This window comes from Paenibacillus sp. JT22N12 (assembly GCF_056269365.1).
Genome location: NZ_JBWDNU010000001.1, coordinates 511,426 through 526,230, shown reverse-complemented (window position 1 = coordinate 526,230; position 14,805 = coordinate 511,426). Strand labels below are relative to the sequence as shown.

Genomic DNA, 14,805 nt, shown 5'->3' with positions numbered 1-14,805 from the left:
TACGGTGAATAGGTACACAACGATTGCGAACATTCATACGAAATGGAAAGGTGACACGATGAATTATCAATTAAACGACTTTGCGTTTGACTTGCGGGCCAGCCTGGCTCCGGAGAATCATATATGGGTTTGCAGCGGTTACAGCACCGTCGCTCCCATGGCGAATACCGTAACGGGAATTAAAGGCTTATATTCGCCTCCGTTTGCGGCTGGCGATGTGGAGCTGCTGCTGGATTTTGAAGCTGACGGCCATCTCGTCAGCGATACGGGAAACCGGGGGAAAGGGGACTGCGGCTTTCTGTATTCGGGCGCGCAGTGGCGTCCTGATCGGATTGAGCGTACCGGAACCTACCACTATTTTGTCGACGGCCGGTTAATATCGCTGTCTGCCCACAGTTCTCTGGTCCCGCTGGCGGACCGGCCGGGATTTATGATAACGGTGCGGATCGGCAATCGTACCGATCGAACGATAGAAGTGAGCGTCAAGCCGAAGCTTGTGCCCGGCCGACTCGGTTATCAGCCGCTTGGAGATTGGGATTACGGGCATCCTTCCCCAGGTGAGCCTGTCCAGGCAATCGATGCGGGGATATGGGAAAATGAGCGGGTGCGAATGACTATATTTAATGAAGAAATACAACCGTCATCCCTGCTTCCCGGACAAGAGTCCGTCTTCCGGCTGGCGGTCGTATTGTCGGCCAGCGGTGAAGCATGCGCTACTCCCGGCGATCTCTCCCGGTGGGAGCGGAGAACGGAAACGGTATGGCAGGAACGCGTCGATCGAATGTGTGAATCCATCCCCCGGCTTACCAGCGATATTCCCGGGCTTGAGGATTATTACCGCCGTTCGCTGGTGAGCGGTCTGGTCTGCATGTGGGAGCATCCGGATTTTGCCATGCAGCCGTTTCCGGTCGTGTCGGGCATAGAGGGAGCCGGGATCTGCTGCTATCCATGGGATGCCGGAGGATATGCCGGCAGGACGCTGGCGATGATGCTGGGAAGCGATAAATTGCTGGAGTTTGCGAGGCTTATGGCTAATAGCGGGATTGCCCGGCATTCAAGATTTTCACCTGACGGCCAGGGCAGGGATGTCCCGTATGCATACAGTCTCTGGTCGTTCTTCAATTTGGTATGGAGCAATTTGCAGCAGCATGGAGAGGGACATGAGCTGTATGATGTGCTGCGGAAGCTGCTGCTGGATGACGAAGAAAGGCTCCCTGTCTGGAATGAACTGCTGGATTACGGGAAGCAGCATAATTTGCTGGAAATGAGAAGCGCCGCACACGAGCATGTTGTCTCCAGTCCCAATGCCGAACGGGCATGGTGCTATGACCGGCTGGCGGATCTGGCGGAACGGCTGGGCGATGGGGAAGCCGCCCAGTGGCGTGAAAAAGCGGAACGGATCCGCAGCTCGATCAAGGAACATCTGTGGGATGAGAAAATTGGCTGGTTCCTCTGCCGGTATCCGGATGGACATATGGAAGAAGTATATTCGATCCAGGCTTACGATACGCTAAGAATGGGAGTATGCACCGAAAATATGACAGATGCTCTGCTGACTCATTTGCGCGACGGAGCGTTTCTGGCTCCGTACGGCGTAAGCAGCATATCGGCGGAGGATACGGTTCATTACGAGCTGAATGATCCGGACTGGTCCGGCGGAGGCAGCTATACCGGGGAAAGCACTGTTCTTGCCCTTACTTTATGGGAAATCGGCAAGCCTGAGCTGGCTTGGGATGTGCTGAAAAGATTGTTCTGGATGGGGCGGCATCTGCCCTATTACCCTCAGGAGCATTATTGCGACCGTCCTGCCGTGCCGGGTCACAAGCGGGCAAACGTCATCGCAGGGCTGGGCGGAGCTGAAGCCATTTTGTTCGGTATGGCCGGTTTGACGCCAAAGCCTGACGGAGCGCTCACCGTGTTCCCGCAGCCTTCTCAAGAAGGAAGCATTTCGATTACAGGCTACCGTTACCGGGGACAGCTCATTGATGTTCATATGAGGCCGGGATATTGCAAGGTCGTCAAAGATGGTGTTACAACGTATGAAGGAGCGCCTGCTCCCTGCGAGATATAGAATCCACCGATTGAAGTGATGACGCCGGTTCGTACCGGCGTCATTTTGCTGTCCAGGCGGTTTTTCATTGTCCGCTGAATGGGTTCTTGACCATCCCGCTGAATGGGTTATTTGATTGGCAACAAAAAAAAGCCCGAATAATATCAGACTTTCTTGAAATATCAGAAAGGATAAATTTGTCCTCATCTTTTCTGATATTTTATGAGAAGAAACTAACTTTGCCGCCAAAGGACGGCTTCAGCCATTTCTTCTTAGGGATCTAGATGCAGTTCAAACTAATTTACACCGCTTGCTATTTCGCTCTGTGAGTTATCTATAACATCAGGGTCATTCGTGTTCGTGGCGCTTAGGGCGTTATTGGAAATGGCCACACAGCCAGTTAAAAATGCGCCGGAACCAGCATATGACTTTGATGTACTGGAGGGGGACAATTGAACAGCATCGCCGTATTGAACAACAGAACTGGAGCTTACGCTATTAATATTGGAAATTCCAATTACTACGGGCATTATTCTTCACTCCTTCTTCAACCGTTTGATATTCCATCATATGCTACAAACGCCCAGCGGTTCCGTCAGCTTCAATTCGACTCTTCACCAAAGGTCTCCATATATTGGCGCCCGAAGGATTCGCAGATGCGGATCCTTTTTTGTCTGCCTTTCGTTATATGACATTTGTCATCCGCAAGACATTACATTCATGAATACCAGCCTGATGCTTGTTTCGGTAAGATGAAGTCAGTAAAGCGTCACCGCAAACCTGTTGATATAACGCGGGGAACACTTAAAATCGAAGGGAGATTTTCAATTATGTCACAACAAGCATCAAGTACCATTCCTGGAGCCGCAGTACGCGGAACTGCATCGGGCGTTCTATTTATGGCGGTTTTTGGCACACTTTGGGCGTACACGGGAATCATGGGGCTGCAAGGATGGGGAATGCCTTTGTTGTTGTTAGCCGCTGCCGTAACCGTAGGGATCGTGCTCTGCATCGGCGGCGGTTCGCTGATACGCGCCTCGCGGAAATTAACCAATCAAGTAATGAAAGGTGATACAAGGGGAGGCAAGCGCGTTGGGATCTGGTTTAATATCATTTTCGCAGCCGAAGGTGCAGCAATCGCGATCTCGGCGGCCATCTGCAGTCATACCCATCACACGGATCTTATACCTCTTGTAACAGCCATTATTGTCGGTGTTCATTTCTTCCCGTTGGCTTCTCTTTTCAAGGTCAGACTCTATCATATTACAGGCGCACTTCTATGCTTGCTCGCTATTGGAACCTGGCTGTTCGTGCCGGTGAACGTGATGCTGGGAGATCATCAGATCAGTGCATTTATGTCTGTGGTTGGACTGGGCTCTGCCTTGATCCTCTGGGGAACCAGTGTGGTCATTTGGCAAATGGGAAGAAGACTGCTGGGAAGGGCAGTATGAAGCAAGAAGAAATGGCTAAGGTCTGACGGCTAAGCCAAGTCACGACGCCACCAACATGCGCCATAATTTGCTCCGCGTGTCGGCTGAACAAATCTCAGCGATTTAGAAGGCACGTTGGGGCATAGAAGTTTTCTTTCGAGGGATCAAGCAATATCTCAATGTAACACCTTAATTAAAATTCATTTTATTTTTTTTGTGAAGTTCATGATTTGTTGCCCAATCATGCATAGCTGTTAAAATAGGTTCTAAAGTTTTGCCGTATTCGGTAATTGAATATTCAACTTTTGGGGGAATTTGAGGGTAAACTTTACGCTTGACAATATCTTCTTCCTCTAATTCCCGGAGTTGATTGGTTAACATTTTTTGCGTAATCCCCGGCAAACTACGTTTTAACTCGCTAAAACGCTGAGTACCTTTCACCAATAAATGCAATAAAATAAGCGATTTCCATTTACCGACTATTATGCTTAAACCATCATCTACACGACATAATTCAAACTGTTTATCCATAACAGCATCTCACCTTTAGTATCTTTTTGTATACTATACCACTTTAAAGTACGCTCTTACATTATTGAACCGTATACTACATAGTAACATTGTGAAGGAAAGATTGAAAGACAGACGCATATGCTAGCATTTCCTATCGACAAAAACGCAGAAACAACACAGGATGAATAGAAAGGCTGGTAAAAAGTGAAAACATACCGTATCGATAAAAGCAAGGGATTGGAATTTGGTATTTATACGTTAGGCGATCACCTTCCTAACTATCACACTGGAAAACGAATATCTTCTGAGCAACGCATCCATGAAATCATTGAATTAGCTAAGTTAGCCGATCAAGCAGGCATTGATTTTTTTAGCGTGGGCGAAAGCCATCAGGAGTATTTTACAACTCAGGCTCACTCTGTTGTTATAGCAGCCATTGCTCAGGCGACAGAAAAAATTAAAATAGGAAGCTCCTCGACCATTATCAGCACGTCCGACCCCGTTCGCGTGTATGAGGATTTCGCGACCATCGATCTGATTTCCAAAGGACGCGCAGAAATTATTGCCGGTCGTGGATCCCGAGTAGGCCTTTTTGATTTATTAGGCTACAATGTTCGTGATTATGAAGAGCTGTTCGAAGAAAAATTTGAACTGTTAGTGAAGCTAAACGAGGAAGAGATTATTACATGGGACGGTCAGTTTCGTGCTCCCTTAAAAAATGCCAAGGTTTCCCCCCGTCCTAAAAACGGCTCACTGCCGATTTGGCGTGCTGTGGGAGGGCCTCCTGCAAGTGCAATTAAGGCCGGTTATGCCGGCGTTCCTATGATGCTTGCTACATTAGGCGGTCCTGCTTCCAGCTTTAAGTTATCCATTGATGCCTATCGGGAGGCTGCGAAGCAGAATGGCTTTGATCCAGAGCTTCTTCCGGTTGCAACAGCAGGCCATTTCTATGCTGCCGAAACAACACAGCAAGCGCTGAGCGAAGCCTATACACATACTAACGTTGGAGTTGAGCTGCTTACCGGAAGAAGCTTTCCAAAACAGCATTTTGCTCAGGGAACCGATATACGTGATGCCATGATGATTGGAAGTCCACAGCAAATTATTGAAAAAATGCTCTATCAACATGAGTTGTTTGGTCATCAGCGTTTTATCGCACAAATTGATTTTGGCGGTGTTCCATTTGAAAATTTAGCAAAAATAATTGAGCTGATTGCAACGAAAATTTTACCGGACGTACGAAAGCATACAGCAAAGTAGAATGGAATTAACCATGAAAATAGTTGGATTATCGGGTTCAAAAGTTGACACAAAAACGCGCAGGCAATGGACTATACAATAAAATCATAAATATATCTATCTATTAAAAAAGGGCTCTTGTAACTCCTGAAACAGCCATGGCGCATGAAACATGCTTTTCATATATATATTATCTGATGATATTATGAAAAGGACGCTGATGCTGCCATGTGTTGTCATATCGGGTTGGTGATAATCGGTAAGAACGAAGGAACGGTCATTTTTGGAAATGTCAAAAACCTTTCCACATCTTCTAATTCCGGCTCCGAGGAAGAGAATTCGGATACGGATATGAATACGGATACGGATACGGATACAAGTAATGAGCAGGATGACTGCTGCTGCACCAGTGGAGTTCCAACAAATAAGAAGAAGTGCCGGGCAAAAAGAAAATAATCTCCTTAAACTTGATTCTGCAGCATCATTTTCAAATGGCGGGATTGTAGTATGATTTAACGTAACGCTCAGCAGCTGCCCTTGTTGTTGCTTCAACGGATATAGTGTGAGTCAATTGAGGGCTGCCGCGAGGCAGCTTTTTGCTTCTCTCAAAGCGGCAATTGCGATGCGGGAGAGACTCTTACAAAAACAGGTATTGCACCATGGATATATATCAATGGTATTATCTAATTACGTTAAAAGCCGCATGGAAGGGTGATTGCTGTTGGAATTTACGTATCTGAAAACCTTTCGCGAGGTAGCAAAATGGGGAAGTTATACACGCGCCGCCGAAGTATTGGGATACGCCCAATCGAGCATTACGATGCAGATCCAGAAGCTTGAGGAAACCTATGGGACGGTTCTGGTAGAGCGATTCGGACGAAATATGAAGCTTACGATTGCCGGCGAGGCTCTTCTGTTGTATGTGAACGATATACTAAGACTTCACGAGGAATCAAAGGAAGTTGTTTCACAACAATCCAGAGGGACACTCTCTATTGGAACGATCGAAACGTTGGCAGCTTATGTTCTTCCTCCCCATCTTCAATCGTACCGCCAGCAATATCCCGGAATAAGTGTGACGATTCAACCGGCAAACGAGCCCTTTATTATTGAAGCCGTAAAAGAAGGCGCTCTGGACATCGGAATTATTATGGATCCGCCTTTTGCCGACCCCGAACTTCACAGCAGCATCCTGAGAGAAGAGGAACTGGTCGTAATTGTTGCCCCATCCCACAGGCTTGCCGGTCATAGCGAAATTCAGGTTCAAGATTTCGAAAGCGAATCTTTGATTTTGACCGAAGATGGCTGTACGTATCGGGCATTGCTGCTCAAAACGCTAAAAAGCAACCAGGTAAATTATACATTATCCTACGAGTTTGGTAATCTGGAGGCGATCAAGCAGTGCGTCATTTATGGACTTGGAATTGCTTTGCTGCCTCGTGTCGTGGTTGTTGAAGAGATTCAGAAGGGTCAGGTTACGGCCATCCCATTTGTCCATCCGGATTTTAAATTCTATTCACAGCTTGTTTACTCCAAAAAAAAGTGGAAATCCAAAGCTTTTCTCGGGTTTCTGGAAATTATTTTCGGAACCAATTATCAAAATCATTGAACTATGGTTTCGATTTCTATCGATAACTCCATTTGCAAGGGCTGTGCTATAGTTAATTCAAGTCATTCGCCGGCTTGAATGCAAATCCCTGATGGAGGCAACGAATATGAATAATACCCCCCATGTATCTCTTGTACTCGAAACACCCGCTGCTTTGCCGGAGGATGCCCATCGGCATTTTATGAACAAGCTATCGGTCGAAACGGACGCAGCAGATGTCCGCCATGATTTACAGCTTGGCATTAACAGCTTCCGGCTGATCGATGTCCGAAGCACCAAGGCTTATGAAGAATGCCATATTCCGGGTGCCATCAATCTTCCATCCAATCAAATCAATGAAGAGACAACCGTATCTTTTTCCAGAGATCTGGTGATTGTTGTCTATTGCTGGAGTCCTGCTTGCAATGGCGGGACAAAAGCCGCTGCCCGCCTCTCCGGACTTGGTTTCAAAGTCAAAGAGATGCTCGGCGGGATCGAATATTGGCGGAGGGAAGGCAATGAAGTAGAAGGAAGTTTAGGACAAGCGGCTCCATTGATTGGATAGATCACGATACCCCCAAAAGAAACACTTGGAATAAAGAATATTATCGTATATTCTTTATAAAGAACATTATTTTTCTTTAAAGAGAATATTGGGGGTATTTATCTGAGTATAAGCAGACGCTTTGATGAGCTTGATTCTATAAGAGGTCTGGCTGCGGTATCGGTGATTCTGGCGCATTTGTCCATTATTATTCCTAATGTCAATTGGATTGACACGTTAAAGAACACACCGCTGCATCTTTTTTGGCTTGGTCATGAATCGGTCATATTATTCTTTATTTTAAGCGGATTTGTCCTTTCACTGCCATATTGGGAAGGGAAACAAAGTAGTTATAAAGCTTACATGATAAGAAGAATGTGCAGAATTTTGCTGCCAAGCGGGGTTTCAGTTTGTATAGCTGTGCTGATGATGAAATTCATTTCACCTGGTGGAATCGCAGGGATGAGTGAATGGTTTAATGAAATATGGACGAAAGGGCTATCCACCCCGGAACTGATCAAACATTTGATTCTGCTGGATGAAATAGAATCGATGACGTTAAATCCTGTCATCTGGTCATTGGTTCATGAGTTCAGAATTTCATTGTTCTTTCCTGCTGTTGTATTTGTGCTGATGAAAACCAATTTAAAAACGAATATTGGCATTTTGATGGCAATGCCTGTTATGTACTTCATTGTTTATTATGTTCTGCTGAAAGGGTTTGCTTATGACATGACACAATTTAATGGATATTCCTCCTATTTGCTGACGCCGCATTACGCGGCATTTTTTGTATTGGGCGCCTTATTGGCAAAGCATCGGAAATTAATCAGTCGTACATACGGTGAATTGAATAACAGGGTAAAAGCTGCGGTAATGGTTATTGGGTTGGTCCTTTATATGTACGTCTGGTTAATCATGCCAAACAATTCCACGATTCATCTTTTCATTATCAACGATTGGGCGATTGCTGCGGGAAGCTGCATTTTTATTGTCGCCAGTATGAATTCGATTGCACTCAAACGGATTCTGCTCATTAAGCCTGTTCATTTTATAGGGAAGATCTCTTTTAGCTTGTATCTTTATCACATGATCGTCATAGTAACGATGTTTTATTTGTTCAATGGGACAATGCCCGTTATTATATTAATAGGGTTGTCATTCATCATATCCTTTGGGGCGGCGGCTGTGATGTATTATACGGTGGAAACGACCTCAGTGAAGTTGGGGAAATATTTGACCCATTCCGGTTCGAACGCAAAATCGCATATTAAATATTTATTGAGCAGGTACCGGCAAGGATAGGGAGGACAATAATAATGACGCAATATACCGGTGTTGGAGCAACGAATGAGCATGCTCGGTTAATCATGGACAGCTATGAGAGATTAACGGGCACATCTCTCCTGGACGAAGCACCCGAATCCGGCAAGGAATTCGATCAGCTGTATAATGGGCCTTTCGTGATATTGTCCCATGGACTGGAGGCCGATCCAATCTTGAATTTCGGCAACCGGGCGGCACAGGAGCTGTGGGAGATGGACTGGGACATGTTTACAAGCACCCCGTCGAGACTGACTGCAGAGCCGATGGAGCGCGAGGAGCGGGCAAGCTTTCTTAAAGCCGTCAGCGAAAATGGCTATGTCGACAATTACACGGGAATCCGGATTTCCAGCAATGGCCGGAGATTCTACATCATGCAGGCGACTGTGTGGAATCTTATTGACGACAAGGGTATAATCCATGGACAGGCTGCTGCTTTCCGGGAGCATCGTTTTATTTGAATTGAAGATTTGAAAAAAAACAGATACGATAAAAAGCAGCCAAATCGGCTGCTTTTTTGCTGGCAAGCTGACAAAAGGAGAGTCAATCTCGCCATGGTCTTTCCGTTTTTGGATCGGCCTTATTAGCCGCCTTGTCCATCATGAGGTGGGGGCATGTTTTATACTAGGAGATATTTTGTATAATAAGAAGGAGCTGCAGCATCCTGCAGCGGGCCTGCTGACACTGGAGTATAACAGCTTCCTTGTAGCAGAGGATCCTGATCTGATGCTGACTGTTTTTACACCTGATCTTAAGTCGGATACCCAAGAGAAATTAATGGGTTTGATGCAGTAGAATTTCATCTATATGATATGAGCATGAGCAGGGGGAAAACTGATGAATCTTGTAAATAGACGAAAGACCGGTTATGGACCAATACTATTGTGCGGGAATGAGGTGCTCGCGATTGCTGGAACGTAAGGAGCGTGCAGAACGAAGGGATGCCCGGGAACGCAGGCAGCTGATCTTGCAGAAGGCGTCTGAGCTGTTTGCCGAACATGGAGTCGAGAACGTCAGCATGCGGCAAATCGCAAGGGAGGCAGGAGTAGGACAAGGCACCTTGTACCGGAGCTATGCCCATAAAGGCGAGTTGTGCCTGGATTTGATCGAGGAGCAATGCATTCGCAATCATGAGAAGATGGCAGATTATCTCAAGGAGAACAACCATGAATCTCTTCGGGTGCGTCTGGAGGTTATTCTGGGATATCACCTTATATCCCTTCAGGAAAATTCCCAAGTGCTGGCCGCCATACAAGCGCCGACTTCCGAGGAACGGCAGAACGTGACCTTTCATACCCTGCATTATGAATTGGTTCATTCGGTCATCCATGGCTTGTTTCAGGAGTATATCGAGACGGGCGGCGAAAAACAGCTTGATCCCGTTTATATGGCGGACTCCATCATGGCGACGCTTCGACCGGATGTTTATCTGTTTCACCGGCAGTATCGCAACTATTCGGCGGAGGAAATCAGGAGCAAGCTGTTCCAGATTTATATTGATCCTATTTTTGGAGGGCACCCGGACCCCCAATAACAGCTGATTATATACAGAGATTAATGAAAGTCCGCATAAATGCGGGCTTTTTTTGCGCCAAATGATCAAAGAGAATCAAAAACTGCTATAAAAGATTATTAGATATTGTAAATTCAATCATTATCATTGAAATCAATTATTTTATTTGATATATTCTACTCGTAATTCAGCATTTATTATAAAAAATGGAAGGTTGTGATTGAAATCGATCAATTTGTTTGAATGTGACACCCTTGAGGAAAAGAAAGAAGGTATGGGGAAGAACTCGATTGGTGAGAAAATTCATTTATAGCGGGAGGAATCGTGAATGTTGATTAACCGGTTTTTGAACTCATTAAGAAGACCTGTTATTTTCCTGGTTGTGCTTGCAGTAGGGGCAACGACCGTGCCTCTTAATGCCATGGCTTTGCAAGAGCAGGCAATGACGCAGCCGGAATTGGTAAGCTCCCAGGCAACTATCATGAATTCGCAGTGGATTGAGGTTTATCTGCGTGAGAAAGAGTATAACAGCTCCAATGTATCCAATACCGCTTATTATTCGATCAGCAGCAGCACCGACCCTGATTTTTCATCCGCGATACATCCGGCTGCCGTCCAGAATCGTTACTACCCCGAGGATGCCCCATATCTGTCCACTACAGACACGCCGCGTCTGAACATGATCTATCGGATCTATTTGCAGATGCCAAGCGGAACGAATTTAAAGGAAGGCCACTCCTACAATGTAACGGTAAATCCTGCTGTGGTTAATGTCCCGGGAATGTCGGCTGATTTTGACTTGTCTGAACCGAATCCGGTTATTCATGTCAACCAGGTCGGTTATGGAGATGGAAGCCCGAAGGTAGCCTATATGTCCTGGTGGACCGGTCAAGGCTCCATTTCCTTCAATGACGCGATCCCGTTTCAGATCGTCAATGAACAAAACGGCAGTTCTGTATACAGCGGCGACATTGAATTGAAGAAAACAGCCGCCCAGGAAAAATGGTCCAAAAGCGATGTGTATGAAATGGATTTCTCTGATTTTCAGCAGGAGGGAACCTTCCATCTGTATATTCCGGGTGTGGGCGTGTCTTTTCCTTTTGAGATCAGCAGCACCATCTATTCGGACAACATCGGCTACACCCTAATCCGCGGTTTGACCATGCAGCGTGACGGCGACCATGGCTTGGACGATACGGCTGTCACCCATTGGACCCGTCCTGCTGCGCATCTGGATGATGCTATCGACCAGGCAACGGGGCAGCGTGTCGATCTGGTAGGCGGTCATATGGACGCAGGAGACCGCGGCAAATATCCCATCAATGTAGCGACAACTTCCAGCACGCTGCTTGCGGCGGCCCAATTATTTCCTGATCAGATCGAAACGCTTGGCGAATCTCTGGAAATTCCGGAATCGGACAATGGCGCTCCGGACTTCCTGGATGAGCTCGTGTACGAATTGGATTATTTGAGAAAAGCCGTCATGAACACCTCCAAAGAAGGCGCACTCCCGCGTTTTCTGCGTCCGGCAGGCGGGGGATATGAACAGGGCTTTGCTCCTGAAGGCGCGACGGGCCGGGTGTTCTTCTCCGCAACCGAAGGTCCTTTGAAAGCCGAAACGTTGTACGCTGCAGGTGCTCTGGCTATGGCCTACAACACTCCGCTGCTGCATGAATATTATCCTGCCGCCAAGCTGGAAGGTTATAAACAAGCGGCTTTGAAGGCCTTTGGGGCTTTTGAAAATCATGCAAACGACAACGCATTCTGGAACAGCAATCTGGGTTATGACGTCTATACCGCCGGTATTCACACCTGGTCCGATGAAATGCTGTTTGCTGCTTCCAATCTGCACAAAATAACCGGAGAGAGCAAATATTTGGCATGGATCAACAGCGAGCTTCCCGCTAATCTCGGCGCCGAACAAAAACGTTGGTCCTGGGATAATCAAGGACCTTGGTTAGTTGCTTTTCTTGGGTTGTACAACGATTCCAATTTGAGCGGTGCTGTCCGCCAAAACGCTTACAATGCCATTCTGGAATGGGCTGATACGATCATGAGTGCGAACAATCAGGCTCCATACGGAGTGCCGATGGTGGATTCCACGTATACGAGCGTAGGATGGTATTTTTCAGGCAGTCAAGTTGCTTTTCCCATGAGTGTGGCTTATGGTGTCAGCCGGCTGCAGAAATATAAAAACCAAATCGCGACGACGTGGAATTACCTGCTCGGCTCCAATCCGCTCAGCGAATCTTTCATAAGCGGAATGGGAGACCCTGAGCACAGGCCGCGCTGGCTGGTGCATGAAATATCCCAGTACAATTATGCACAATATTCCTTAGGCAACGGCGGATGGAGCGAGATGATTCCGGGTATTCCCAACAGCGACCTGCAGCAGGGCAATTTCCCGGCATATTTCGCTAATGACCCATGGAACAACGCACGCCGTGAGAAATGGTTTCCGGCACTTGGAAGTTATCCTGCTCTGTACCGTTATTCCGACTCCTGGAATGTACAAAATGAATTTGTTATCGCCAATGTTGCCCATAATGCGGCTTCCATTATTCCGCTTATCGCTGCTGATGGGGGAGACCCCGGAGATACGACGCCTCCGGCGGTACCGACCGGACTTACGGCAGATGCTGGAGATTCTCAAATCACGCTGAGCTGGAATGCGAGCAGCGAGAGCGATCTGGAAGGATACAATGTGTATGTTAATGGTGTCAAAAAGAATGCCAGCCCGTTAACAGCAACCGGTTATACAGCTGCTGGGCTTGCTAACGGTACGACGTATGCCTTGACCATAACCACCGTGGATCAAAGCGGCAACGAATCGGCGCATTCTGCGGCAGTACAGGCTGCACCGGAAGCGGATATTGGCAGCACGGTGTCCAGTATAGATATCGGAACAGCCGCCGCTGTGCCCGGAACGACTTTCGTGAACAGCGGCGAATACACAGTAACCGGAGGCGGGGAAAGCTTCGCAACAACACCGGATGGCTTGCGCTACGTCTATCGGAATGATTTGACAGGCGCCTTCTCCATCTCGGCCAAGCTTGAATCGGTCAATGCTGACAATCCGGTGAAAGGCATGGCAGGTGTTATGATACGGCAGGGTACCGGGGTCGATGATGTGTATGCGGCACTATTCGTTCGCAATGGGCAGTTGATCGCCCAGTACCGCAAAGGCGGGCCTTGGTCGGAGGAGGTACTGAACAAGGCGGTCACGGTGCCGATTTGGCTCAAAGTCGAACGTCAATCGGCATTAAATCTGATACGGACGTATACTTCTTCAGACGGAATCAACTGGACGTTGAACGTCACGACCAAGTCCGGCGAAACACAGGATACCACGGCTAACTTCTGGGCATGGCATGAAGCCGGTACGGAGCTGAATGCAGGTGTGTTCGTCTCAGCCGCGGAAGCCGGTAAATCGGTGTCGGCTGTATTCAGCAACATTAAGGATACAGCGTCCTGGCCGAATACGCCTTGATCATCATCTCATTTTGATATTCATATGATTGCGTAATTAAGGCTTTGACCCGGGCTGCGATTTTCGAAAGCAGGCTCGGGTCAAAGCTCTATATCAGGTTGGCTGCGCGAGAAAAACCGCAAATAAAAAGAGCCCGACCGGGCTCGCATAGCGCAGGAAAACCGTGATCATGCAATCAGACAAGCGTCACCAAAATGCCCCTGCTCCTGAGAGTCCGGACGTCTTCCTCAGGCGCCGAATTGTCGGTAATAATATGGCCGATTTTATCAATGCTGCAGACAAACGCGGCAGTAATAACCCCGAATTTGCTGTGATCGGCAACGAGATGCACTTTGTTGGAGTGTTCAATCATGTTTTCCTTGATCCGTGCCGTCGAGAGATAGGCATCGGTAACGCCCTGTTTGATGTCGATGCCGGATGTGCCAATGAAACAAATATTGGCGCGAAACATCGAGATCATTTTTTCTGCGACCGGACCCACAATGCTGTCCATATTCGTCTCGCCAAGCGTCCCTCCGCAAATCACGACGGAAACGTCCTTCTTATCTTTAACGGAATGCAGCTTGTAGGCGATCTCCAGGCTGTTCGTTATAACGGTTATATTGGTCTTGCCTACGAGATGCTCGGCGATTTGCCGATTGGTCGAGCCTGCGTCCATAAAGATGGTGTCCCCATCCTTAACCAGCTCTGCTGCAGCCTTGGCGATCCGGATTTTTTCGTTCAGGAAGGGCAGGGGAGGCTTTTTTTCGTCCAGACGGCCGTCTTCCGCCTTTTTCTTATAGATCGCCCCTCCATTAATTCGAACGATATCACCGGATTGTTCCAGTATCGTCAAGTCGCGGCGCACGGTTGCGGGTGAAACGCTCAGCTCGATGCATAGCTCTTCAATGGTTTTGAACGGCTCATGCTTCAAAATCCCGATGATTTCTGTATGTCTGGTTCTTGTTTTCATTTCGTGGCTGCTCCTAATTCAATAAATGGATTTCAAAACGATTGATTGTTACCGAATTTACAACAGATTAATTAAATATACCATTGCCATGATGAAATTCAACTGATTTGTGCCGAATCATCGAGGGAAAAATGAATTTTTTGAAAAAATGATTATTAATGAT

At 47.2% G+C, this 14,805-nt stretch carries 13 protein-coding genes; 10 read left to right on the top strand and 3 right to left on the bottom strand.

The genetic code is table 11. From position 1 onward, the window contains the following. Positions 1-58 precede the first annotated feature (58 nt). The gene (locus AC0YOA_RS02250) at positions 59-2,071 is read left to right on the top strand and encodes an MGH1-like glycoside hydrolase domain-containing protein (protein ID WP_475785215.1); all 2,013 of its coding nucleotides are present in this window, start codon (positions 59-61) and stop codon (positions 2,069-2,071) included. A gap of 275 nt (positions 2,072-2,346) precedes the next feature. Here AC0YOA_RS02250 and AC0YOA_RS02245 read toward each other — a convergent pair whose 3' ends face one another. Next, entirely contained in the window at positions 2,347-2,580 is a 234-nt protein-coding gene (locus AC0YOA_RS02245; protein ID WP_210046460.1) for a spore germination protein, read from the bottom strand. A 300-nt stretch (positions 2,581-2,880) separates the two neighbouring features. Here AC0YOA_RS02245 and AC0YOA_RS02240 point away from each other — a divergent pair, with 300 nt between their 5' ends. Further along, complete coding sequence (locus tag AC0YOA_RS02240; RefSeq protein WP_475785214.1) at positions 2,881-3,501, top strand: DUF7010 family protein; 621 nt, start codon at positions 2,881-2,883, stop codon at positions 3,499-3,501. A 168-nt stretch (positions 3,502-3,669) separates the two neighbouring features. Here AC0YOA_RS02240 and AC0YOA_RS02235 read toward each other — a convergent pair whose 3' ends face one another. Further along, a complete protein-coding gene (locus AC0YOA_RS02235; RefSeq protein WP_475785213.1) occupies positions 3,670-4,011 on the bottom strand; it encodes a winged helix-turn-helix transcriptional regulator in 342 nt (113 codons plus the stop codon). Between the two features lie 186 nt (positions 4,012-4,197). Between AC0YOA_RS02235 and AC0YOA_RS02230 the strand changes: the two genes are divergently transcribed. From AC0YOA_RS02230 to AC0YOA_RS02195, 8 genes are all read left to right on the top strand, one after another. Continuing rightward, the gene (locus AC0YOA_RS02230) at positions 4,198-5,253 is read left to right on the top strand and encodes an LLM class flavin-dependent oxidoreductase (RefSeq protein ID WP_475785212.1); all 1,056 of its coding nucleotides are present in this window, start codon (positions 4,198-4,200) and stop codon (positions 5,251-5,253) included. A 700-nt stretch (positions 5,254-5,953) separates the two neighbouring features. Beyond that, the gene (locus AC0YOA_RS02225; protein WP_475785211.1) at positions 5,954-6,841 is read left to right on the top strand and encodes a LysR family transcriptional regulator; all 888 of its coding nucleotides are present in this window, start codon (positions 5,954-5,956) and stop codon (positions 6,839-6,841) included. A 106-nt stretch (positions 6,842-6,947) separates the two neighbouring features. After that, positions 6,948-7,385 (top strand): rhodanese-like domain-containing protein, encoded by a 438-nt coding sequence (locus AC0YOA_RS02220; protein WP_475785210.1) that lies wholly within the window; start codon positions 6,948-6,950, stop codon positions 7,383-7,385. Positions 7,386-7,472: 87 nt separating this feature from the next. After that, on the top strand, positions 7,473-8,669 hold the full coding sequence (locus AC0YOA_RS02215) for an acyltransferase family protein (protein ID WP_475785784.1): 1,197 nt from the start codon (positions 7,473-7,475) through the stop codon (positions 8,667-8,669). 14 nt (positions 8,670-8,683) lie between these two features. Beyond that, positions 8,684-9,148 carry an MEKHLA domain-containing protein gene (locus AC0YOA_RS02210; protein ID WP_475785209.1) on the top strand — a complete coding sequence of 155 codons (465 nt, stop codon included), beginning with the start codon at positions 8,684-8,686 and terminating at the stop codon, positions 9,146-9,148. A gap of 175 nt (positions 9,149-9,323) precedes the next feature. Then, positions 9,324-9,482: an MmyB family transcriptional regulator gene (locus tag AC0YOA_RS02205; protein WP_475785208.1), complete on the top strand. Its 159-nt coding sequence runs from the start codon at positions 9,324-9,326 to the stop codon at positions 9,480-9,482. A gap of 112 nt (positions 9,483-9,594) precedes the next feature. After that, the gene (locus AC0YOA_RS02200) at positions 9,595-10,221 is read left to right on the top strand and encodes a TetR/AcrR family transcriptional regulator (protein ID WP_475785207.1); all 627 of its coding nucleotides are present in this window, start codon (positions 9,595-9,597) and stop codon (positions 10,219-10,221) included. A 307-nt stretch (positions 10,222-10,528) separates the two neighbouring features. Then, the gene (locus tag AC0YOA_RS02195; protein ID WP_475785206.1) at positions 10,529-13,690 is read left to right on the top strand and encodes a glycoside hydrolase family 9 protein; all 3,162 of its coding nucleotides are present in this window, start codon (positions 10,529-10,531) and stop codon (positions 13,688-13,690) included. Positions 13,691-13,865: 175 nt separating this feature from the next. Here AC0YOA_RS02195 and AC0YOA_RS02190 read toward each other — a convergent pair whose 3' ends face one another. After that, positions 13,866-14,642, bottom strand: a complete 777-nt coding sequence (locus AC0YOA_RS02190) for a DeoR/GlpR family DNA-binding transcription regulator (protein WP_475785205.1) — start codon at positions 14,640-14,642, stop codon at positions 13,866-13,868. Positions 14,643-14,805: the final 163 nt, after the last annotated feature.